We start from the raw sequence: 22155 nt of genomic DNA, 5'->3' as shown, positions 1-22155 counted from the left end.
CCGGTCTCGTATCCACCTCGCTCACGTGGCGCGCGGCCGGGATGATCGCGCGCGACAAATCGGGTGTCGGGCACTAGGCTCGACGCCGCAACCAGCACGATGTGATGGGACACACCATGAGCGAATTCAGAATTGCCGTCGTGATCGGCAGCCTTCGTCGCGATTCCTTCAATCGCAAGCTTGCCACGGCCATCGCCAAACTCGCCCCGCCCGAATTCAGGTTTCATCAGGTCGCGATCGGCGATCTGCCGCTCTACAATCAGGATGACGACGCGAACCAGGCCCCGGTCGTGAAGCGACTGAAGGCTGAAATCACCGGCTCCCAGGGCGTCATCTTCGTCACTGCCGAGTATAACCGCTCCATCCCCGGCGTGCTGAAGAACGCGATCGATCAAGCCTCGCGGCCCTATGGGCAGAGTGCCTGGGTCGGCAAGCCGGCCGGTGTTCTCGGCGTGTCGGTCGGCGCTATCGGAACAGCGATTGCGCAGCAGCATCTGCGCAATGTCCTCGCCTATCTCGACATGCCGACGCTCGGACAGCCGGAAGTCTTCATCCAGGCCAAGGATGGGTTGTTCACCGAGAGCGGCGAGATCGGTGATTCCAGCCGGGCTTTCCTGCAAGGCTGGATGGATGCCTATGTCGCCTGGGTGAAGAAGCACTCAGCCTGAGGCGCCCTTTCTGGGAAAATCTAACGACGACATCCCGGCTCTGTGCCGTTGAAGCGGCCTGACCGGGATGAGCGCCGAGCTTGCGCCGGCCTCCTGCGCACGCCATTACGCCCCGGCGAGAAAGGCCTCCGCCTGCCGAAATGCCGCTGCGGCCTCCTTCACGGCGCGTGCGGCGTCGGCATTCGCGATTGTTCGCGCGGCCTCGTCGAACAATTCCGGCCTGGGCGATTCCGTCCTGAACCGCCCCAGAGCCGCGAGCCCCTGCGCAATCAGCCGCCGATCCTCGTCCCCGAGCCCTCCCTCAGACATCAACCGCTGCAGCGCCGTCGCCGCGATGCCGAGATTGAGCACGCCAAGCAGGCCATGCGTAGCGCCGCCATCGCCCTCTCCGGCTCGGGCGAGGTGCAGAGTGAGGCGCATGATCTGCCGGGTCATGCCCTGATCCCAGCTTGCCCCGCGCCTGGCCTGCGGATTGGCGAGGAGCCGCTCGAGGTCTCGCCGGATATCCTCGCGGGTCCTTGCCGCGTGCCGGTCATGCCTGCGCGGCAGCAGAATGAAGCTGCTTGTCACCAGCACCGCAGCGGCGACAAGCGCGCCGGCCTCGCTCAGGATTGCGGCGGGTCTGGTGACGGCCGGCAACACCGCCTGGCTGGCCAGGAGAAAACACATATTGGCGTCGATCGCCGCGATTGCCGTCCTGCGGCTCGCGCGCGCCAACCCTCCAAGCAGGAGGAACGGGGCCACAGAAACCAACAGCTCGGGCACGGTCTGGACATGCGGCTGCACGCCGAAGCGATAGATCAGGGCAGCCACCACCCCAGCCAGCACCCCCTTCAGCATATGCGGCGCAATGGCCTGCGGCTGCGCCAGCGAGCCCAGGACCATCGAGAAGATGCAGACTCCCAGCGCTGCGAGCTCCGCCACCGGCCAGTTTGCAGCATAGGCCGCAGAGGCAGCCAGCCAGGTGGCCAACCCCGACACCGCGCCGGCGGTGGTGCCCAGCGACCAGTCGCCATGGGGATTGTGCAGGAAGACAGGCACCAGGCCGGAGAGCTCATCTCCGGCCGGGCGGTCCGCACTGAGCGCGGCTTCTGCTGCGACCAGCCGCCGCAGACTGTCCGACAGGCGGGGATCCAGCCCTTCGGCACGGGGCACCTCCCCTTGCGCCTCTGTCTCCCGTTCGAAACGTTGCGCCAACCGGTCAAGTTCTGCCAGAGCCCTGGCGTTGGTCTCCTCCGACGCCTCGCGCGACGCAGCCGCGCGCCCTGCCGACATCACCAACAAGGCGGCCGCGACCAGTGCATCGACGCGCTTGCGACGCCGCGAGCCCCGCAGCGAGCCTGCCGTCATCTGATCCGCCGCCTGGGTGACGCTGCTCATCTCGGCGAGAAGCTGCCGTTCGGCTACGGCAACCCGATCCTGCGGAACGCCCTGGAGCGCCAAGGCTGCGAACCGCACCGCTTGCCGGGCCATCAGCCGCGCCCGGGACATGAGAGCAGAACGCGATGCTGACGGCGTGAATAGCGCCGTGACCAGCGTCACCACCGCCACGCCGATCAACGTGCACTCAACCCGTGCAATGGCGATGTCCCAGGATCGTTCCGGAGAGAACACCGTTGGCAGGATGACGATGGCCGCGGTCATGCCGCTCATCAAGGCGCCATAGGCGGTGACGCCGCGCAGCACATGCGTCAGCGCAGTGTTGAAGCCGACCCAAAGACCAAGCGCGAGCAACAGAAAATAGTGGTTGGGAATCAGATGCAGCAGGCCGAAGCCGACGGCTGCACCAATCAACGTTCCGAGAATCCTGAGAGAGCCACGGGCGAACAAGAGCCCGCGCGAGGCTTGCGCCACAACCCAGACCGGCATTGCGGCCCAATAGGCGTTGGTGATCTGAAGCGACGATGCGAGAGCAAATGCGAGCCAGGCGGCAAGAGCCAGCAGCGCTGCTTGCCGGAGGCCCGCACCATCCAGCCCCAGCCGGAGCAAGGGCGAGGACCTCACGGCCACGGCTCGCGCATGTCCTGAGCAGCCTTCTCCAAGCGGACCTCATGTCGGTCGGTTGCCCGGCACCAAGCCCGGCGGGCGTTCACGCCACCATACCGCATGAGGCCGGTGGACGAGCCTGCATCGGCGGGCACGACCATGTCGATGACTGTGACCGACCGTTTCCAGCGCAGGCAGATTGGAGCTGCACCAATGATAGTGTAGGATTTGTGGCTACGGATGCGCCGGCCGGCCTGCTGCGTGTGGTGGGGCGAACCGAACCCGAAGGAGGCCCTTCGATGATACGCTTGGCCTTGACGACCGTCCTGCTTCTCCCCCTCCTTTCCCATCCAGTCATTGCCGCAGCAGACGCCACCTCCGGCGAGAAGATCTTCCTGCGATGTCGTGCCTGCCACCAGATCGGCGAGACCGCGAGGAATGCGGTCGGCCCGAAGCTCAACGGCCTGATTGGGCGCCCGGCAGGGTCCGTCGAGGGCTACAGCTACTCGGCTGCCAACAAGAACTCCGGCATCACCTGGGACGAGCCGACGTTCCGCGATTACATCAAGGCGCCTCAGGCCAAGATCCCCGGTACGAAGATGGTGTTCCCCGGCCTGAAATCCGATCAGGAGATCGACGATATCGTCGCCTTCCTCAAGCAATTCGACGCCGACGGAAAGAAGAAGTAGCCGCCTTCGACGCGCAGGTGCGGCGATAGCGCGGCTGGCTCAACGCCGGCCTCGATTGACAACCAGCGAACGCGGCCGGACAATATTCAGCGACCATAGGCTGAGAAGCGGAGCGCTTTGCAGCCTGGGCGGGAGCTTTGCGTCACATGTGACGCGCAATCGTCTGACGAACCGGGAGGTTCGGCGATGGCGAGCAGGAAGCGACGCTTGAAACCGGTTGACGCGCTCGTCCGAGCCCGCGCCACGCGATCCCTCTGCGCCATCCCTCCAGTCTTTCTCCCTGCCCCGTTCTCGCCGCTCCCCGGCACCGCCATGAGCAGGCGGTATCGTTCTCGGGCCGACGAGAAGCCCGCTTTCACGACGTCGCCACGCTCCTATCGCGTCGCGGCGCCGACCGGACCCCGTTCATCGCCGCCATAGGCAAGGGTGACTGACCATGGGTGTTGCCGTCGTACTTGCRCTGGTCGTGGTCGGCTCGGTGGCGTTCCACCTGCTAAGCCCATGGTGGTGGACCCCGATCGCCTCCAACTGGCACTATATCGACAACACCATCATCATCACCTTCTGGATCACCGGCACCGTCTTCGCTGCCGTGGTGCTGTTCATGGCCTATTGCCTGTTCCGCTTCCGCCATCGCGAAGGACATCGGGCAGCTTATGAGCCGGAGAACAAGCGGCTGGAATGGTGGCTCGCGATCGGGACCGGCATCGGAGTCGCCGCCATGCTGGCGCCTGGCCTCGTCGTCTGGAAGCAGTTCGTGACGGTGCCGGCCGATGCCGCAACGGTCGAGATCGTGGGCCAGCAATGGCAATGGAGCTATCGCCTGCCCGGCGCCGATGGCCGGCTCGGAGCGACCGACGTAACCCTTGTCAGCCCCGAGAACCCGCTTGGCCTCGATCCAAAGGATGCGCGCGGCCAGGACGACATCATCATCCAGGGAGACCAGCTTCACCTCCTGCTCGACAAGCCGGTGAAGGTGCTGCTGCGCTCACTCGACGTCGTCCATGATTTCTACGTGCCCGAGTTCCGCGCCAAGATGGACATGATCCCGGGCAACGTCACATATTACTGGTTCACGCCGACCCGTACCGGCACGTTCGAGGCGCTGTGCGCCGAACTCTGCAGCACCGGCCATACCTTCATGCGCGGTGGCGTCGTCGTCGAGCCGGAAAGCGAATACCGCGCATGGCTGCAGCAACAGAAGACCTTCGCACAGCTCACCGCAGCGGCGCGGGCGCAGGCGAGAAACTAGGGGATGGAAGACGGCTGAGCCTCCGACGAGGCGTGCCATCTGATGGAGAGCGGGAGGCGGTTTGATGGTCGATGTGCCGAGTGACGCTGCCGGACCTCTCTCGACCGCCGAGGTCGAGGATGTCGAACTCTATCATCCGAGAAGCTGGGTCACGAAATATGTCTTCTCCCAGGACGCCAAGATCATCGCGATCCAGTACTCGTTGACGGCGCTGGCGATCGGCCTCGTCGCCCTCGTCCTGTCCTGGCTGATGCGGCTGCAGCTCGGCTTCCCTGGCCTCGTCTCCTTCATCKACCCGGAGCGCTACTACCAGCTCATCACCATGCACGGCATGATCATGGTGATCTACCTGCTGACCGCGCTGTTCCTCGGCGGCTTCGGCAACTACCTGATCCCGCTGATGCTCGGCGCGCGCGACATGGTCTTTCCCTATGTCAACATGCTGAGCTACTGGATCTATCTGCTTGCCGTGCTGGTGCTCGTCGCCGGTTTCTTCGTGCCGGGCGGAGCGACCGGAGCCGGCTGGACCCTCTATCCGCCGCAGGCGATCCTCCCCAACACGCCCGGGCAGCCCTGGGGCATCATCGTGATGCTGGTCTCGCTGATCCTCTTCATCATCGGCTTCACCATGGGTGGGCTGAACTATGTCGTGACCGTGCTGCAAGGCCGGGCGAAGGGCATGACGCTGATGCGCATGCCACTCACCATCTGGGGCATCTTCACCGCGACCGTGATGGCGCTTCTGGCCTTCCCGGCTCTCTTCGTCGGGGCGGTGATGATGCTGCTCGACCGGCTGATCGGAACGAGCTTCTTCATGCCGTCCATCGTGGCTCTGGGAGAACAGCTCCCCTATCGCGGCGGCAGCCCGATCCTGTTCCAGCATCTGTTCTGGTTCTTCGGGCACCCTGAAGTCTACATCGTCGCATTGCCGGCCTTCGGGATCGTCTCCGACCTGATCAGCACCCATGCGCGCAAGAACATCTTCGGCTATCGCATGATGGTCTGGGCGCTGGTGGGGATCGGCGCGCTCAGCTTCGTCGTCTGGGCGCACCACATGTATGTCAGCGGCATGCATCCCAGTTTCGGGTTCTTCTTCGCGACCACGACGCTGATCATCGCCATCCCGACCGCCATCAAGGTCTATAACTGGGTGCTGACGCTCTGGCGCGGCGACATCCATTTCACCTTACCCATGCTGTTCGCGCTCGGCTTCATCGTCACTTTCGTCAATGGCGGTTTGACCGGGCTGTTCCTCGGCAATGTCGTCGTCGACGTGCCGCTCTCGGACACGATGTTCGTCGTCGCGCATTTCCACATGGTGATGGGTGTCGCTCCGATCCTCGTCATCTTCGGCGCGATCTATCACTGGTATCCCAAGGTCACCGGGCGGATGCTCGATACCACCCTCGGAAAACTGCATTTCTGGGTCACCTTCCTCGGCGCCTACCTGATCTTCTTCCCGATGCACTATATCGGCCTGATGGGCGTGCCGCGCCGCTATCACGAGATCGGCGACATGGCCTTCGTTCCGGCATCGACGGCGACGCTGAACGGCTTCATCACCATCGTCGCCCTGATCGTCGGCGCCGCCCAGCTCGTCTTCGTCTTCAATCTCGCCTGGAGCCTGAAGCGAGGCCGGCCAGCTGGCGGCAACCCCTGGCGCGCGACCACGCTGGAATGGCAGACGCCCGAGACACCGCCGGCCCATGGCAACTGGGGCAAGACGCTGCCCGTGGTCTATCGCTGGGCCTATGACTACAGCGTGCCCGGCGCCGCAGAGGATTTCCTGCCGCAGAACCAGCCTCCCGATCCGCAAACGGCGTGAGGAGGGCAGCATCGTGGTCGTCATCCTCCTGTTCATGGTCCTGATGGCAACGCTCGCCGGATGGTGGCTGTCGCATCAGCGGCTGACAGCCAAGCCCTGGCTCGAAGTCGGGGTCATCGACGAGGCCGGAGATGCGGGGACGCGATCCCTCCTGATCGCGAAGCTCGGCCTCGGCGCCTTCCTCGCCCTCGCCGGCTCGCTCTTCGCGCTCCTGATCAGCGCCTATTCAATGCGCATGAGCATGACGGACTGGCGCTCTCTGCCGATGCCGATCGTGCTCTGGTTCAACACCGGGCTGCTCATGCTTGCGAGTGTCGCCCTGCATTCGGCGGTGATCGCCGCGCGGTGCGACGAACCGTCGAGCATCCGCTCCGGACTGCTGGCTGCAGGGGTCTGCTCGCTGGCCTTCCTCGCCGGACAGGTGCTGGCCTGGCGCGAACTCGCGGCTGCCGGCTATTTCAGCGCGGCGAACCCGGCGAGCGCCTTCTTCTATCTGGTCACCGCAATCCACGGCCTGCACATGCTTGGAGGTCTCGTGGCGCTGGGGCGGACGACGGCCCGGTCTTTCGCGCCGACCGAGAGTACCCCCCAGGCATCGGGCGCCTTGCGCCTCAGCGTCGAGCTCTGCGCGATCTACTGGCATTTCCTGCTGCTGGTCTGGCTCATTCTCTTCAGCCTGCTGATGCGCTGGACCGACGACCTGATCGAGATTTGTCGCGGATTGCTGAGCTAGGAGGCGCGACCGATGAACGAGCTATCGCCAACCGCCCTGAAGCCCGAAAGCATAGGTCTCACCGGCTGGAGCGGTGTCGAGGCGGACTGGTCCGCGGATCAGCGAGCGTTCAGGACGGCCTCCTGGGGGAAGGCCATGATGTGGATCTTCCTGCTCAGCGACACCTTCATCTTCGGCACCTTCCTGATCTCCTACATGACGGTCAGGATGTCGACAGTCGTGCCCTGGCCCAATCCGAGCGAGGTCTTCGCGCTTGAGATCGGCGGCCACCACCTGCCGCTGATCCTGATCGCCATCATGACCTTCGTGCTGATCAGCAGCAGCGGCACCATGGCGATGGCCGTCAATTTCGGCTACCGGCGCGACCGCCGGAAGACGGCGATCCTGATGCTGCTGACCGCACTGCTCGGCGCAACCTTCGTCGGCATGCAGGCCTTCGAATGGTCGAAGCTGATCGCGGAAGGGGTCCGTCCCTGGGGCAATCCCTGGGGCGCCGAGCAGTTCGGATCGAGTTTCTTCATGATCACCGGCTTCCACGGCACCCATGTCACGATCGGCGTGATCTTCCTGCTGATCATCGCGCGCAAGGTCTGGCGCGGCGATTTCGACCAGGAGCGCCGCGGGTTCTTCACGAGCCGGAAGGGCCGCTACGAGATCGTCGAGATCACCGGCCTGTACTGGCACTTCGTCGATCTCGTCTGGGTCTTCATCTTCGCGCTGTTCWATCTCTGGTGAGGTCGCCATGGCTCAATCAAACACTCCGCACGGCGATACGCAGCAGCACCCCATCCGGCTCTATCTCGTCGTCTGGGCCTGGCTCTTCATCCTCAGTGCCTGCTCCTACATGGTCGATTACTTCGGCCTCGTGGGCTATCTGCGCTGGTCGCTGATCCTGCTCTTCATGGCGCTGAAAGCAGGGTTGATCGTCGCAGTCTTCATGCACATGGCCTGGGAGCGCCTTGCGCTCGCCTACGCGATCCTGCTGCCGCCTGCGGCGTTGATGGTCTTCGTCGCGATCATGGTCTTCGAAGCGCACTACACGCTCTTCAACCGGCTGGCATTCTTCGCGACGGGATGACGTGCCCGACCGCCCGGCGCGCTACGCCACGACCAAGCAAGCGGCCTCCCCTCCCGACGGCCCCGGGGCAGGCGGTCAGGAGGGCGAGGACGCACCGCTATCAGGCGTTGCCGACGCTGCCATAGACCATGCGCCCGCGATGGAACGTGGCGCTGCGTGCGGGCAGGCGGGCGACCGCCTCGGCGGAGCAACTGGCGCCGACCAGCGTGAAGGCTGCGTCATCGCCGGCCCTTGGCCAGACGCGATTGCCGCCATTATCCAAGGGCAGCACCCCGCCGGTGGCAATCGCCATGGCACGCGACAACCGGAACTCATCGCTGCCCCGGTAGAGCTGAGCATACAGGTTGGCTTTTTCCAGCATGTCGGCGCAACCGAACGGCGACCAGTGATCGATCACGCTGTCGGTCCCGGTCATCACGAAGACGCCTGCTTCGCTCAACCGAGGCAGCGGCATCATCAGGCCGCCGATCGGTACCGTCGAGGCGATGGTCATCTGCTGCGCCGCCAGACGGGAGGCGGTTTCGGCCAGAGCGTCCGGAGGGAGCGTGGTGAGCGCGAAGGCGTGGCTGATGGTCACCTTGCCGCGCAGTGCCGGATTCTTCTCCACCGTATCGATCATGTGGTTGATCGCGGCCACACCGGCCGGATTGGTCTCATGCAGGTGGATATCGACGCCTTTGCCGGTATCGAGAGCGATCTGGAACATCGCGTCGAGCGATTTCTGCATCGAACCGTCGACATTGGTCGGGTCCAGGCCGCCGACATAGTGCACGCCCATCTGCATGGCTTCGCGCATCAGGCCGTCGACCTGGGAATGCAGCAGGCCGTGCTGCGGGAAGGCGACGATCTCGCAGCTGAAATCGCTGCGGTGATTCTCCAGCGCGCGCTGCAGGTGCTCCAGGCTCTTCAGCCCGCTGACCGGGTCGATGTTGCAATGGCTGCGCGCCACGGTCGTGCCCTTGGACTGCAGCAGGGCAATCAGCTGCTCGGCGCGCTGTTGCGAGGTCGGCAACAGCTTGGGGAGCAGAGTCTGTTCCAGCGCGATCATGTCCATGATGGTCTTGCCCTGGCGCGGTCGCGGCGCCTGCCACGGGCCACCGTAGAAGGTCTTGTCCAGGTGAATGTGCATGTCGCGCATCGCCGGCAGCATGAGCTGGCCATGCGCCTGATAGCGCGGCACGCCGGCGGGCGGAGCGGTGTTTGCCGGGTGCAGCGCGGCGATCTTGCCGTCCTTGATCTCAAGCGTGTGGAGCGCGGTGCGGGTGCCGATGACCGTGTCGCCATCATACGCGAAGCCTTCTTCAAGCCGCACGTCGCTCAGGTAGTAATGCCGATCGGTCAGCGTGCTCGCGCCGGCCTCGGACGGGCGGCCGGCGCTGGCCGGTGCTGCCTTTGCAGCACCGCTGGCCAAGCCGATGACCGCGCAGGCGGTGGTGAGTTTTCCAGTCTGACTGAGAAAGCTCCTGCGGCTGTGTTGATGGACACTTTCCACGTTCGTTTCCTTAACCCAGGGGTTGGTCTTTTCAGCCCCTAGATTACGAATGGGCCGCCCGGGTTGGCAGCGATATTTGCCAATGCTGACTATTCGATTTGGCAATGAAGCCGGTCGGGATCACGCATCAGCGCAATCCGGCCACTCATCGCTCCAGCCGGCAGAATTCGGCCAGTCTTTCCGCCAGTACGATGGCCGCAGCAGGCGCGTTGTCGCGGTAATACAACGCCAGCTCGAAATCGTTCACCTCCGGCAGTCCTTCTGCCGCGCCCAGCGTTCGGTGGTCGGGCAGCCGGCAGCCGGCCGGCAGCAGCGTCACGCCCAGCCCGGCGGCGGAGGCGGCAGCGAGGGCAGCCAGGCTGGCGCTGCTGTAGCTTACACGCCAGCGAATGCCAAGGCTGTCCAGCGCCTGGCAGAGCTCCTCGCGATAGAGACCGTTGAGCGGGAACACCGCCAGCGGCACCGGCGAGCGTTCGATGGCCGGGTGCGCCTGGCTGTCCAGCCATAGCAGCGGTTCGAGCCTGGCCGCGCGCGGCGGCTGACGGCGGCGCTGCTTGACCAGGATCAGGTCCAGCTCTTCGCGCTCATAGGCGCTGCGCAGATCGGCGCTGAGGCCGCTGGTGACGTCCAGCCTCAGATGCGGCTGCTCACGGCTGAATGCCGCCAGCAGGTCGACGGTGGGGACCGTAAAATCCTCCGGCATGCCCAGCCGCAGCACGCCGTCGCGCCAGAAGCCGGTCAAGGCGTCATGCGCCTCCTCGTTCAGGGCGATGATGCGCCGTGCATAGCTCAGCAGCCGCCCACCCTCCTCGGTCAGCTCGACCTGATGCGAGGAGCGCTCGAAGAGCGGCTTGCCCAGCATCTCCTCCAGGCGCCTGACCTGCTGGCTGACGGTGGACTGCGACAGGGACACGCGGTCGGCGGCGCGGGTGAAGCTTTGGCTCTCGCAGACCGCGACGAAGCTGAGCAGCAGCTGCGGGTTGAACATCGGATAGCGATTCATGCACCCGCCGCCAGCATTTCATGAGCCGATTTGCCCGATACTAGGCGGTGCGGGTGGTCATGGCCAAGGCGAAGCAAGCCTTCGCGGGCGAATATCCGCGCGTTGGCGTCGGACTCAGCAGCCGCTGAATCCCGTCCTTGAGCTGCGCGCGGCAATCTGCCCGGCACTGGCCTTCGCTCACTGCGCCTGTCGGCCAGACGGAGCGGCGTTGGTGCTTGGCGCCACTGAGGGTCCCCTCAGCAGTGATTCGGAAAGATCTCCGGGATCGAGAGACATCTGTCGGTAAGCCCCTGTTCCCGGGAATAGCGGGCCATGGCCTCGATCGCCGTGCGGTTGGGCTCGATCCCATAGGGCCAGTAATCCTTGCCCATGACCTCTTCGGTCTGGCGCAGCGCCGCCTCCTGCCAGGGCAGCATCGCCGTGTCATAGGCAAACTGATGCAGCTCGTTGGCGGCGAAGGCCTTGGCCTGCTCGAAGGCCACGGTCAGCGACGCAGCCAGGTCGGGATGGCGATCGGCGATGTCGGAACGGATGCCGATCAGATGCATCGGCGGGAACAGGCCGGTCTTTCGGAAATAGGCCCTCTCAGCCGCCGGAACATCCGGAAACAACCGCCGGATCGCCGGATGCCCGTCGGCGAAGGCCTTCGGCGCGCGCGGCGCGATGATGGCATCGAGCTTGCCCTCGAGCAGCCACTGCCAGAGCGTCTCGCCGGCGGGCAGCCGCGTCGTCTCGAACCGGGCGGGCAGGGTGACCGGCACCTTCTCCTCGCGACCGGGCGCATCGATGCCGCCGATGATCCAATGGACTGCTTCCGGCCGCACGCCATATTCGTCGGCGAGGAGGCCGCGCACCCAGACATTGGCCGTGAGCTGATATTCCGGGACGCCGACGCGCCGGCCGGCGAAATCCTCCGGCCGCTCGATCCCGGAATCGCTGCGGACATAGAGCGCGCTGTGGCGAAATTTGCGCGAAACGAACAGCGGCAGCCCCAGATAGCGACAGGTGCCGCGCGAGCGCAGCAGGAGGTAGGTCGAGAGCGACATCTCGGTTATGTCRAACTCGCCTCCAAGCATGCCGCGCAGGAAGACCTCCTCCGGCGGGAGCACCGACCAATTGAGCGTATAGCCCTTCGGCCGGAACATGCCCGCGATCAGCGGCCAGGTCCGGTCATAGGCGCCGCAGCCGACGGTGAGCCGCGTGTCCACTCCCAGGGGCCCGTTCATCGGTCGGAATAGCCGGGGATGATCAGCGCATCGATGATGTAGCGACCGCCGGCCGCGACAACGGCAGCGCCCCGCTCCAGCTCGGCGAGCAGCTCGTCGACGCTACGGACCGAAACAGCCCCTTCGAAACCCTGCGCGCGCGCCAGCCCGATGATGTCGGGCGCCGGGTCATCCAGCCGCTGGCCGATCCACTTGTTCTCGACCGGCCGGCCGCGCTGGCGTGCCATGCGCTCCTGATGGACCTCGTCGTTGAAATAGGACCGGTTATTGGCGACGACGAGCAGCATCGGCACGCGCTGATGCGCGGCTGTCCAGAGTGCGTTCACGCCCATCAGGTAATCGCCGTCGCCGATGACTCCAATCGTCATCCGGCCGCTGCCCTTCAGCGCAATCGCGGCGCCGATCGTGTGGCCAGGCCCTGTGCCGACGGCGCCGCCGCCATCCTTGCCGAGAAAATCCAGTGGCGTGCGGAACCGGCAGGCGCTGCGCGGCCAGCCGAAGGAGAGACGGGCGAACGTCACCTCCCGATCGCGCGCGAAGGCAGAGATCGTGAAGGCCATCTGTTCGGCGTTGAAGGGCGCGGTACGGTCCGGGCCCTCCGAGGCTGTCTGCGTCCAGTGGCTGCCTTCGGACACCAGTGACGGCGCCGGTTGCCAATCCGTGCCGACAGCCTCCAGCAACTGGCTGACGAAGCGATCCGGATCGGCCGCGATCCTGACATCGCAGGCCGGCAATGCCTGATGGTCCATGCTCCAGCCATTGGCGACATGGCCGTCGAGCGAGCAGTGGACGATCGCGGCCGTCAGCGGCTCCTGCGTCTGCGAGGCACCGCAACGGGCGCTGAGGAAGCCGGCCAGATCGTGCCAGTCGAGGCTGACGATGGCATCGGCCTCGCGCAGCAAGTGCTGCTCGGCGTCGTTCGGGCGCTCGCCGACCGGGGCCAGCGCATGAAGCCGGTGCTCGGTCGGAAAGCCTGACGCATTATGCGTGGTCGTCAAAACCGTCGCCCCCAGCCGCTCGGCCAATGCGATACGGCGTTGCCAATCGCCGGCATGGCGCGAGACCCGGCCGATCAGGAGCAGGGGCGCACGCGCATTGCGCAGGATGTCCAGGGTCCGAGCGATGTCCTCGGCGGGAGCCGCGGCCGGCCGCGGCGGCGCAAAGCGGCGGATATCGGGAACCCTTACCGCGCGGTCGAGCCGGCTTTCCTGCATCTCGGCGTCGAGGCAGACATAGACCGGGCCGGTCGGAGCGGTCCGCGCGATCTGGTCGGCGCGCAGCACGGATTCGACCGCGGCCTCGGCCGAGGCCGGCTGGTCGTCCCATTTGGTGTAATGCCGGACCAGCGCGCCCTGGTCGCGCGCAGTGTGGATCCAGTCGATCCAGGGCCGGCGGCGATGCGCGTCGACCGGGCCCGTGGCTCCGAGGATCAGCATCGGCCGGCGATCGCACCAGGCGTTGAAGATCGTCATCGTCGCATGCATCAGCCCGACATTGGAATGCAGGATGACGGCCATCGGCTCCTGCGCCACCCGCGAGAATCCGTCGGCGATCGCCACCGCGTGTTCCTCGTGCAGGCAGATGATCATCGCCGGGTCATGGTTGCCGAGGTGGTTCACCAGGCTGTCATGCAGGCCCCGGAAGCTCGCGCCTGGAACCAGTGCGACATATCTGTAGCCCAGCGCCCTGATCGTCTCGGCAACGACGTCGCTGCCCCATCTTTCGGTCGCCGGCGCCACGGCGCCCCCCTCGGTCTGCATGGTCATGTCCATCTGGCTGTCGCGCTTATTCGCTGAAGACCTCGTCGCGGCCCTTACGGATCGCCGGTAGGATGGCGACGGTGAGCATGGCGAACGCGATCAGGATGAGGATGGCGGCGATCGGCCGCTCGACGAAGGTCATGGGGTTGCCGCGCGAGATCATCAGTGCCTGACGGAGGTTTTCCTCCATCATGCGTCCGAGCACGAAGCCGAGGGTCAGCGGCGCCGGCTCGAAGCCGAACTTGGTGAGGCCGTAGCCGAACACGGCCAGCGCTCCCATGATCAGGATGTCGGCCGGCTCGTTGTTGATCGAGTAGACGCCGATGCAGCAGAAAATGACGATGCCGACGAACATCAGGCGATACGGCACTTTCAGCAGTTTCACCCAGAGCCCGACCGCCGGCAGATTGATGACCAGCAGCATCAGGTTGCCGACCCACATCGAGGCGATCAGCCCCCAGAACAGGTCGGGCATCTTGGYCATGATCTGCGGGCCAGGCACGATGCCGTGGATCGTCATTGYGCCGACCATCAGGGCCATCACCGCATTGGGCGGGATACCGAGCGTCAGCAGCGGAATGAAGGAGGTCTGAGCTCCGGCATTATTGGCCGATTCCGGCCCGGCGACGCCCTCGATCGCGCCGCGGCCGAACCGGCGCGGATCGCGGGCCAGCTTCTTCTCGAGCGTGTAGGAGGCGTAGGGCGCGAGCACGGCACCGTTGCCCGGCAGGATGCCGAGGATCGAGCCGAGCAGGGTTCCGCGCAGGATCGGCTTGGCCGAAGCGCGCAATTCCTCGGGGCCAGGCAGCAGCCGGCCGATATGGGTCTGGCGTACCTGCCGTGACTCGCCATGCTCGAGGCTGCGAAAAACCTCGGCGATGCCGAACAGCCCCATGCCGAGCAGGGCGATCTCGATACCGTCGGCGAGCCAGGTCGCTCCGAAGGTGAGGCGCAGCTGGCCGGTTGTCAGGTCTGGCCCGACAGTCGAGAGCAGCACGCCCACCAGGATCATCACCACGGCCTTGAGCACGGATCCGCGCGCTAGCAGGACTGCGAATGCGAGCCCCATCAGCATGAGCGCAAAATACTCCGCTGGCCCGAAGATCAGCGCGATGCTGGCCAACGGCGCGGCGAGGGCGGCAATCACCAGTGTCGCAATCGTGCCGGCGACGAAGGAGCCTATCGCCGAGATCCCAAGCGCAATGCCCGCTCGGCCTTGGCGCGCCATCTCATGGCCGTCGATTGCGGTGACGACAGCGCTCGACTCGCCGGGGATATTGAGCAGGATCGAGGCGGTGGAGCCGCCATACTGGGCGCCGTAATAGATGCCGGCCAGCATGATCAGCGCGGCGGTAGGATCGAGCCCGAAGGTCAGCGGGAGCAGGATAGCGATGGTCGCGATCGGCCCGATCCCAGGCAGGACGCCGATCAGCGTCCCCAGCATGCAGCCGGCAAAGCAGAGCAGGATATTGGTCGGCGACAGCGCGATGCCGAGGCCGTGGCCGAGATTCTGCAGGAGTTCCATGCGCGCCTCAGAAGTTGATCGAGAACGACGGGAGCACCAGCATCGGGATCGGCTGGTTAAGCGCGAAGCGGAACAGAAGGGCACAGGCGACCGTCATCGCCAGCGCAAAGACAATGAGCTCGCGCGGCCTGACCTCACGCGAGCCGAAGCCGGCGACGAGCATGGCAAGCGGCGCCGCGACGATGAAGCCGGGCTCACGGATCGTCGCGGCGAAGAGCACGATTCCGGCCAGTACGAAGGCCGGCCCGCGCAGATGCCAGCGTTCGAGCGCGTCGCCATCCTCGATGAAACTCAGCACGACGAGGACAGCACCGCCGATGCCGATCGCGATCGCCGTCCAGCGCGGCACCATGGCCGGGCCGATGACGCGCAGCGTGCCCTGCGCGAGATTGCCGAGCATCAACACGACGACGGTCGCCGCTGCGATGAGGATCAGGCCGGAGACCAGATTCTGCGGAGAACGCACGGCGCGTTTCCACCGGGGGAGAGGCTCGGACTGGCTCATGACATTTTCGCCCTGGCTTGGGAGGCGGCGCGTTGCGGCCGGCTCGGCGTCATTCGACGGTCACGCCGACGGTGCGCACCATCTCGCCCCATTTGGCGACCTCAGCCTTCAGATAGGTCGCGACCTGGGGAGCCGAGCGGACATGGAGTTGGTAGCCCATGCCCAGGAGCTTCTCCCGCGTCTGCGGCTCGCTGACGATCTCGTTGATCGCGGCGTTGAGCTGCTCGACAATGGCCGGCGGCGTCTTGGCCGGGGCGAGCACGGCGACCCAGGATTCGGCGACGAAGGGGAATCCGGACTCGGTGTAGGTCGGAACATCGGGCATCGCCGCGACACGCGTCTCGCTCGCAACGGCCAGTCCCTTGAGCTTACCCTCCGCGACCTGCGGGATGATGCCGAAGGACGATGCAACCATGTCGACCTGGTTGCCGAGTGCCGCCTGCACCGAGAGCGCGCCGCCGCGGAAGGGAATATGCGAGGCCGGCTGCATGGCGAGGCGTTTCAGGAAGTACTCGGTCGCCAGATGCGAGCCCGAGCCGACACCGGCGCTGGCGAAGGTGATCTCCTCCTTCTTGGCCCAGGCGAGATAGTCCTTCAGATTGCCGGGCTTCGATGGATGCGTCGCGATCGTCTCCGGCGACGAAACCGCAATGGCAACCGGGATGAGCTGATCGAGCGCGTAGTCGCGCTTCTTGTAGAGCGTCTCGTTGATGGCGATCGCCGTCGAGGTGACGAGCAGCGTCAGCCCGTCGGGCTTTGCATGCGCGACGATTGCAGCGGCCGTATTGCCGCCGGCGCCGGCCTTGTTCTCGACGGTGACCGCCTTGCCCCATTTCTCGTTGAGCTTCTGGCCGACAATGCGTGCGAAGGTATCGACGAAGCCACCGGCGGCAAAGGCGACCGTCATGTTGATGCGGTCGGACGGGTAGGCCGGCGCCTGCGCCGAGGCGAGGCCGGCAGAAGCCGAGAGCGCGATGCCGGCTCCGACGAGACGGGCGGCAGCGCCAGTGAGACTACGCATGTTTCTCCCTCCGTTTATGTATTTTTATGACCCGCGAGCAGTCACGCGGTCTTTCCGATCGCTCCTGTCAGCTTCTTGCCGGCCGCTTCAGGTTGACGTGGATGTGCTTTTCTTGGGTGTAGCTGAGCAGTTCTTCGAGGCATTCCTCGCGACCCAGACCTGATTGCTTGTAGCCCCCGAAGGGTGTGCCGAGGAAATGCCGCGAGACCTCGTTGATCCAGACAAAGCCGGCCTCGACCTCGCCGGCGAGACGGTGCGCGTTGCGGACGTCATTGGTCCAGATCGAGCAGGTCAGCCCGTATTCGACGCTGTTGACGGTCTCGAGCATGCTTGCCTCGTCCGACCAGCGGAAGACCGCAAGAACCGGTCCGAAGACCTCCTCGCGCGCCAGCCGCATCGCAGGCGTCACCTCGGTAAACACGGTGGGCTCGACGAAATTGCCGTTGGCGAGCGCCGGATCGAGCGGGCGGCCGCCACCACAAAGCAGGCTCGCGCCCTCCGCCTTGGTGTCCGCGATGAAGCCCATCACCTTGTCCAGCTGGGCACGGCTGATGATGGCGCCCATCGTGGTCGCCGGATCGGTCGGATCGCCGGGGCGGAATTGCTTCACACGCTCGGCGATACGCGCCACGACCGCGTCGTGGATTGCCTCGTGGATGAAGGCCCGGCTGGTCGAGCCGCAGGACTGGCCGCACCAGATGAAGTTCATGCCGGCGACCACGGCGGCCGCGACCTCGTCGGGATCGGCATCGGCAAGCGCGATCAGCGCATTCTTGCCGCCGAGTTCGAGCAGGACCGGCTTGATGGTATCGGCACCGGCCTTCATGACGGCGCGCCCGGCCTGGACGCTGCCGATGAGCGAGATCATCGCGACGCCTGGATGGGCGGCAAGCGCCGCTCCGGCCTCGCGACCGCCTGGGAGTACGTTGAAGACGCCGGGAGGCAGCACCCCGTCGATCAGCTCGGCAAAGCGCAGCGCGCTCAGCGGCGCCTGGTCCGGCGGCTTGACGATGACGGTGTTGCCAGCCGCGAGCGGCGCAGCCGACTTGGCGGCACAGAACATGAACGGGTGGTTGAACGGGATGATGCGGCCGATGACGCCGCGCGGCTCGCGCACCGAGAAATTGACCGATTCCCGGCCGAGCGGCACCGATTGGCCCTTCATCTCGGTGACGAGGCCGGCGAAGAAATCAAGCTGAGAGGCGGCGTTGGCAACGTCCCCGAGCATCTCGTGGACCGGATTGCCGCCGTCGATTGCGTCGATGAGCGCGAGTTCCCGCGCGTTGTCGCGGACGATCTGGGCGATTCGCCTGAGGATCTTGGCGCGCTCGGCCGGGGCGACGTTCCGCCAGCCGCGATAGGCGGCGCCAGCGGCCCGGACCGCGGCATCGACATCACGGCTTCCAGCCTGCGCGACGAAGCCGAGCGACGCGCCCGTCGCCGGGCTGGTCAGTTCGAGACCGCCGGTCTCGGCCGCCTCGCGCCAGCTGCCGTTGATGTAGAGGTTCCGGTTCCGCGGCAAGACATCGGGCGATGCGCTTGCAGTTGCTGGCGCGATCGGGTCGCGCATGTCCTGGTCCATCGTCTGTCTCCCCTTCCGGCGAGGCCGGTCGCGCCGGCTTGCTGCGCCGGCGCATTTTCTTGCTTGCTTATTGGGTATCGGCTTCGCCCGGAGCGGTCTTCGCGGTGTTTCGGGCTTCAGCTATAACTTTCGCGACTATGAGGGCTCCGGCTTCTGCCCGGAGAGTGCGGCGCGTACGGCATCGAGCATCGCGAAGCCGTCTTCGGGCTCGGCCTGCAACGGCAGGCGCCCGAGTCGTTCCTGCTGGAGGACGACGCCCTCTGTGACGGCCGGCTCGATGCCAAGCTCGCGAAGCGTCAGCGCGACCTCGCGCATTTCGGCGGCACGCCGGACGCCATGCTGCAGCATACGGCTGACATTGTAGGGAACGACTTTTGGCCAATCGAGGCCAGGATAGCTGCGCCCGAGGGAGTCGAGGATCACCGGGTCGATTCCGGCGACACGCGCCGCCATGAAACACTCATAGGTCAACGCCTCCAGCCCCTTGACCATGACGCTGCGGATCATCTTGATGATCGTTGCCGAGCCGATCTGCGGACCCGCCGGCCCGAGTTCCATGCCGAAGCCACCGAAGATCGCGATGAAGCGCTCGGCCGCCCCGCCGGCGACCAGGCAAGGTGTGGCGTGGCGCTTGGGGTGAACCGGCGCCATGATCGCGAGATCGAGATAGGCACCAGGCGAAGCAAAGGCTGCGGCCGCCTCGCGCTTGCGGCCGGGCGAGACCGAATTGACGTCGACGAAGACCTGGCCGGATACAAGATGCGGCGCAACCTGGCGGGCGGCGTCGAGACTGTCGGCTGCGGTGACGGCCGAGAATACGAAATCGGCACCGGCCAGCGCGGCCTCGAGGCTGTCGGCGAGGCGGACGCCCAGATGCTCTGCCGGCTTGCGGACGCGCTCCTGCGTACCCGCGGTGTCGAAGGCGGCGATCTCGACGATGCCGGCTTCGAGCAGGCCGCCGGCGAAGGCCTGTCCGGCCTCGCCGAAGCCGATGAAGCAGAGTCGCGGCGGGTTGGTGCGCGGAGAAACGGTTTGCAGCATGATGCCCTCCGCGATCAGAGAATCTGGCAGATATCGTCGAAGTCGAACCGCGCGGCGCGCGGCCTGACGCTCGCCGGGTCGCCATGACCGATATTGATCAGGAAATTGGACCTGACCTCACCGCCTGGAAAGAATTCGGCGTCCACGACATCATGCAGGACCCCGGACATCGGGCCGCAATCGAGCCCCAGCGCACGCGCCGCCATCAGCAGGTAGGCGCCCTGCAGGGTCGCGTTGCGAAAGGCCGCCCGGGCAGCAAGGTCGGGATCCGCGAGATAGCCCGCGCGCTTGTCGACCGCATGCGGCGCCAGGCGCTCCAGATGATCGAAGAAGCGGCTGTCGATGCCGAGGATCGCAGTCACCGGCGCCGCCATGGTCTTGTCTACATTGCCGGGTTTCAGCCCGGGCCGCAGCCGCTCCTTGGCCTCTTGCGAGACGACGAAGACGATGCGCTGGGGGCTGATATTGCTGCTCGTCGGCGGCATCCGCGCGAGTTCGTAGAGCTCGCGCAGCTGCGCGTCGCTCACCGCCTTCGGCAGCCAACCGTAATAGGTTCGCGCCTCGCGGAAGAGAATGTCCAGGCAATGCTCGGATACGCATTGTCTTGTCGTCTGTTGAAGCATGAGCTGCGAACCTGCGGATGAGACGCCGGAACGCTATCCGCAGGATGCCCGTCGCGTCTTCATGTGCTGGTTCACAAGAGCTATAAGTGCCGGGAATATCAGATGCCGGTGAGCATATCCGGCGAGGCGCCGTCCTCGTCGAGGAGGCCGGTCGCCCGCAATTCGCGCAGATGGTCTCGCAGCGCCGCCAGCAGGGCCCCGACGCTCGGCGACCGTCGACGATGGCGCAATGTGATGATTCCGGCCGGCCGGCTGCCTGAGACCATGGGAACGGGCAATATCCTGACGGCACCGCGGCCGAGATCGCCGGCGAGCATCAACCGCGGAAGGATGGTGACATAGTCGTTCGACAGAACGAGCTCGCGGATGAAGGAAATCGAGGTCGAACGCAGCGGCGCGGCCAGCATCTCCAATCCGGAATAGGCGATCACCGCATCGATCTCCTGACCGAGGCGCTGTTCCAGCGAAGGCAGTACGAGGCCGAACCTCCCGAGCTCCGCTCCCGCGCTGCCGGGGCGGTCGAGCAAGGGATGACCGGCCCGTGCCAGGACCGAGATCGGCTCGTGATAGATCGTCTCGCGGTGAACATCATGGGCGGTTTCGAGCTCGTAGAGCCGCCCGACGATCAGATCGAGCTTGCCACTCTCCAGCTGCGGCATCAGCTCCGCCGTGCGCCCCTGCACCAGCCTGATGTTCAACTCGGGATTGGAGGCGCGCAGCCGGCCGAGCGTCGGCGGCAGCACGCTCGTCGCCGCAGTCGGCAGGGCGCCGATGACGAGCGTGCCGGCCTGCCCCTGCTCGATCAGCCCGATATCGTCCGTGAGTCGCTCGACCAGCGACAGCATGGCCCGGCCACGCTCGACAACGGCACGGCCGAAGGGATTGATCATCACGCCGCGGGCCATCCGGTCGAAGATGGGATGGCCGACGATCAGCTCGACATCCTGCACCGCCTTCGACACTGCGGGCTGCGTGATGCTGAGCGCGTGGGCCGCGGCCAGGAAACTGCCCTGCTCGGCCACGGCAATGGCGATCTCGATCTGCCGCAGCTTCAGGCGCGCATTGATCTGCGATCGCATGGCCTGCCTCTCCCCATTGCAGGCAAGCCCTTTGCCCTACTGAGGGGGCAATGACAAATTGGGGGAATCAATGATCTCACCGACGCATACCAGCGAATCGATGGTTCTTCGGAGAGTCGGGCCTTCGGGCTGAGATTGCCGGCATGGTCGGGCGACCGCGAAGCTGATTCTCAGGAACGATCTGTTCGGCGGACTCTGAGAAAGCTTGGGGCCGAGCGCGGCGGCCGGCGATCAAGGCCGCAGATGCGACCTGTCTACTCTCGGTGAGTTCGTGATCCGGATCGGAAAATTTGGTGGAGCCAGGCGGAATCGAACCGCCGACCTCTTGAATGCCATTCAAGCGCTCTCCCAACTGAGCTATGGCCCCACGCTGGCCGATTGATTTGGGGGTCAACCGGCAAATTCCCGGACACCGCAGGAGTGGCTTCAACTTCGAAGCCCGGCGATGTCCGCGTCGTCACTGTCGCGACGGAGGGCTCTATAGGCGGGCTCGGCAGAAGACACAAGCACCTATATCGCAGAAATATTTTTTGTCCTCAGACGTCCTCGTCACCCTCGATGTCGCCATCGATCAGATCGGAGACGTCATCGTCGCCTTCCTCGTCCTCTTCCAGGAACGTGTCGTCTTCCTCGGCAGCGATGTCGTCCTCGACCTCGATGTCGTCCTCGCTGGTGACAACCGCGTCCTTCTCGCTCGTTTCGGCATCGGCCTCATCGAGAGAGACAAGCTCGACCGCGCCGTCAGCGGCCTCGGTCTCGTCCTCGTCATCCGCTTCCTTGGCGACAACCGCCGCCGCTTTGGCCTGCGGCTCGAACATCGAACGCGGGAAAGCCTGCCCCGTATAGGGCGAGACGATCGGGTCCTTGTTCAGGTCGTAGAATTTGCGTCCCGTGGTCGGGCAAACGCGCTTGGTACCAAGTTCCGGTTTCGCCACTGCGTCGGACCTTCATTCATTCATGTTTTGAAAAGCAGGCGCGTCCGTTAGTCGTGCCGGCCGGCCCTGTCAAATGCTGATTTGATTCGCGTCTCGCGCGTGGCGCGCGACGGGTGGCCATGCTAGGCAGCC

The 22155-nt window shown here is 65.4% G+C and carries 20 protein-coding genes and 1 tRNA gene; 7 read left to right on the top strand and 14 right to left on the bottom strand.

The features are described 5' to 3' along the window. The first annotated feature begins 116 nt into the window (after positions 1-116). Complete coding sequence (locus AC1DRP_RS03055; protein WP_441505044.1) at positions 117-668, top strand: NADPH-dependent FMN reductase; 552 nt, start codon at positions 117-119, stop codon at positions 666-668. Between the two features lie 105 nt (positions 669-773). On the opposite strand, the gene AC1DRP_RS03050 is transcribed toward AC1DRP_RS03055, so the two are convergent. Continuing rightward, entirely contained in the window at positions 774-2672 is a 1899-nt protein-coding gene (locus AC1DRP_RS03050) for an FUSC family protein (protein ID WP_476767768.1), read from the bottom strand. A 281-nt stretch (positions 2673-2953) separates the two neighbouring features. Here AC1DRP_RS03050 and AC1DRP_RS03045 point away from each other — a divergent pair, with 281 nt between their 5' ends. From AC1DRP_RS03045 to AC1DRP_RS03020, 6 genes are all read left to right on the top strand, one after another. Then, positions 2954-3343 carry a c-type cytochrome gene (locus tag AC1DRP_RS03045; protein ID WP_441505046.1) on the top strand — a complete coding sequence of 130 codons (390 nt, stop codon included), beginning with the start codon at positions 2954-2956 and terminating at the stop codon, positions 3341-3343. 436 nt (positions 3344-3779) lie between these two features. Then, positions 3780-4595: a cytochrome c oxidase subunit II gene (locus AC1DRP_RS03040; protein ID WP_441491961.1), complete on the top strand. Its 816-nt coding sequence runs from the start codon at positions 3780-3782 to the stop codon at positions 4593-4595. Between the two features lie 64 nt (positions 4596-4659). Next, positions 4660-6420 carry a cytochrome c oxidase subunit I gene (locus AC1DRP_RS03035; RefSeq protein ID WP_476767767.1) on the top strand — a complete coding sequence of 587 codons (1761 nt, stop codon included), beginning with the start codon at positions 4660-4662 and terminating at the stop codon, positions 6418-6420. A 13-nt stretch (positions 6421-6433) separates the two neighbouring features. Further along, entirely contained in the window at positions 6434-7153 is a 720-nt protein-coding gene (locus AC1DRP_RS03030) for a cytochrome c oxidase subunit 3 (RefSeq protein ID WP_441505048.1), read from the top strand. A gap of 12 nt (positions 7154-7165) precedes the next feature. Next, positions 7166-7888, top strand: a complete 723-nt coding sequence (locus tag AC1DRP_RS03025) for a heme-copper oxidase subunit III family protein (protein WP_476767766.1) — start codon at positions 7166-7168, stop codon at positions 7886-7888. A gap of 7 nt (positions 7889-7895) precedes the next feature. After that, complete coding sequence (locus AC1DRP_RS03020; protein ID WP_113515643.1) at positions 7896-8231, top strand: cytochrome C oxidase subunit IV family protein; 336 nt, start codon at positions 7896-7898, stop codon at positions 8229-8231. A 100-nt stretch (positions 8232-8331) separates the two neighbouring features. Here the strand turns inward: AC1DRP_RS03020 and AC1DRP_RS03015 are convergent, their stop codons facing one another. From AC1DRP_RS03015 to AC1DRP_RS02955, 13 genes are all read right to left on the bottom strand, one after another. Continuing rightward, positions 8332-9828 (bottom strand): amidohydrolase family protein, encoded by a 1497-nt coding sequence (locus AC1DRP_RS03015; protein ID WP_476767765.1) that lies wholly within the window; start codon positions 9826-9828, stop codon positions 8332-8334. A 40-nt stretch (positions 9829-9868) separates the two neighbouring features. Next, positions 9869-10726 carry a LysR family transcriptional regulator gene (locus tag AC1DRP_RS03010; RefSeq protein ID WP_441505050.1) on the bottom strand — a complete coding sequence of 286 codons (858 nt, stop codon included), beginning with the start codon at positions 10724-10726 and terminating at the stop codon, positions 9869-9871. Between the two features lie 236 nt (positions 10727-10962). Then, entirely contained in the window at positions 10963-11952 is a 990-nt protein-coding gene (locus tag AC1DRP_RS03005) for an ABC transporter substrate-binding protein (RefSeq protein WP_441505051.1), read from the bottom strand. Then, entirely contained in the window at positions 11949-13718 is a 1770-nt protein-coding gene (locus tag AC1DRP_RS03000) for a thiamine pyrophosphate-binding protein (RefSeq protein WP_476767764.1), read from the bottom strand. The genes AC1DRP_RS03005 and AC1DRP_RS03000 overlap by 4 nt, the downstream gene beginning before the upstream one ends. 19 nt (positions 13719-13737) lie before the next feature. After that, on the bottom strand, positions 13738-15237 hold the full coding sequence (locus AC1DRP_RS02995; protein ID WP_476767763.1) for a tripartite tricarboxylate transporter permease: 1500 nt from the start codon (positions 15235-15237) through the stop codon (positions 13738-13740). Between the two features lie 7 nt (positions 15238-15244). Next, positions 15245-15703: a tripartite tricarboxylate transporter TctB family protein gene (locus AC1DRP_RS02990; protein WP_476767762.1), complete on the bottom strand. Its 459-nt coding sequence runs from the start codon at positions 15701-15703 to the stop codon at positions 15245-15247. Positions 15704-15791: 88 nt separating this feature from the next. Then, positions 15792-16763: a Bug family tripartite tricarboxylate transporter substrate binding protein gene (locus AC1DRP_RS02985; RefSeq protein WP_441505054.1), complete on the bottom strand. Its 972-nt coding sequence runs from the start codon at positions 16761-16763 to the stop codon at positions 15792-15794. Positions 16764-16830: 67 nt separating this feature from the next. After that, positions 16831-18345, bottom strand: coding sequence for an aldehyde dehydrogenase family protein (locus tag AC1DRP_RS02980; protein WP_476767761.1), 1515 nt, complete (start codon positions 18343-18345; stop codon positions 16831-16833). 135 nt (positions 18346-18480) lie between these two features. After that, complete coding sequence (locus AC1DRP_RS02975) at positions 18481-19386, bottom strand: NAD(P)-dependent oxidoreductase (protein WP_476767760.1); 906 nt, start codon at positions 19384-19386, stop codon at positions 18481-18483. 14 nt (positions 19387-19400) lie between these two features. Further along, the gene (locus AC1DRP_RS02970; RefSeq protein WP_441491975.1) at positions 19401-20009 is read right to left on the bottom strand and encodes a malonic semialdehyde reductase; all 609 of its coding nucleotides are present in this window, start codon (positions 20007-20009) and stop codon (positions 19401-19403) included. A 98-nt stretch (positions 20010-20107) separates the two neighbouring features. Next, a complete protein-coding gene (locus AC1DRP_RS02965) occupies positions 20108-21088 on the bottom strand; it encodes a LysR substrate-binding domain-containing protein (RefSeq protein WP_476767759.1) in 981 nt (326 codons plus the stop codon). A gap of 291 nt (positions 21089-21379) precedes the next feature. Next, positions 21380-21455: transfer RNA gene (locus AC1DRP_RS02960), tRNA-Ala, on the bottom strand. Between the two features lie 169 nt (positions 21456-21624). Continuing rightward, positions 21625-22023 (bottom strand): TIGR02300 family protein, encoded by a 399-nt coding sequence (locus tag AC1DRP_RS02955; protein WP_113515648.1) that lies wholly within the window; start codon positions 22021-22023, stop codon positions 21625-21627. Between the last annotated feature and the right edge of the window lie 132 nt (positions 22024-22155).

The sequence above is a fragment of the Allobosea sp. 01N443 genome (assembly GCF_056399325.1).
Note: the sequence above shows the minus strand (reverse complement) of the source record. Positions and strands in the feature narration are given on the sequence as shown.

Excerpts from the sequence above, each read along its gene's own strand:
- AC1DRP_RS03055 (WP_441505044.1), top strand. The coding sequence starts at position 117 with ATGAGCGAATTCAGAATTGCCGTCGTGATCGGCAGCCTTCGTCGCGAT.
- AC1DRP_RS03045 (WP_441505046.1), top strand. The coding sequence starts at position 2,954 with ATGATACGCTTGGCCTTGACGACCGTCCTGCTTCTCCCCCTCCTTTCC.
- AC1DRP_RS03020 (WP_113515643.1), top strand. The coding sequence starts at position 7,896 with ATGGCTCAATCAAACACTCCGCACGGCGATACGCAGCAGCACCCCATC.
- AC1DRP_RS03010 (WP_441505050.1), bottom strand. The coding sequence starts at position 10,726 with ATGAATCGCTATCCGATGTTCAACCCGCAGCTGCTGCTCAGCTTCGTC.
- AC1DRP_RS03000 (WP_476767764.1), bottom strand. The coding sequence starts at position 13,718 with ATGACCATGCAGACCGAGGGGGGCGCCGTGGCGCCGGCGACCGAAAGA.
- AC1DRP_RS02985 (WP_441505054.1), bottom strand. The coding sequence starts at position 16,763 with ATGCGTAGTCTCACTGGCGCTGCCGCCCGTCTCGTCGGAGCCGGCATC.
- AC1DRP_RS02980 (WP_476767761.1), bottom strand. The coding sequence starts at position 18,345 with ATGGACCAGGACATGCGCGACCCGATCGCGCCAGCAACTGCAAGCGCA.
- AC1DRP_RS02975 (WP_476767760.1), bottom strand. The coding sequence starts at position 19,386 with ATGCTGCAAACCGTTTCTCCGCGCACCAACCCGCCGCGACTCTGCTTC.
- AC1DRP_RS02970 (WP_441491975.1), bottom strand. The coding sequence starts at position 20,009 with ATGCTTCAACAGACGACAAGACAATGCGTATCCGAGCATTGCCTGGAC.
- AC1DRP_RS02965 (WP_476767759.1), bottom strand. The coding sequence starts at position 21,088 with ATGCGATCGCAGATCAATGCGCGCCTGAAGCTGCGGCAGATCGAGATC.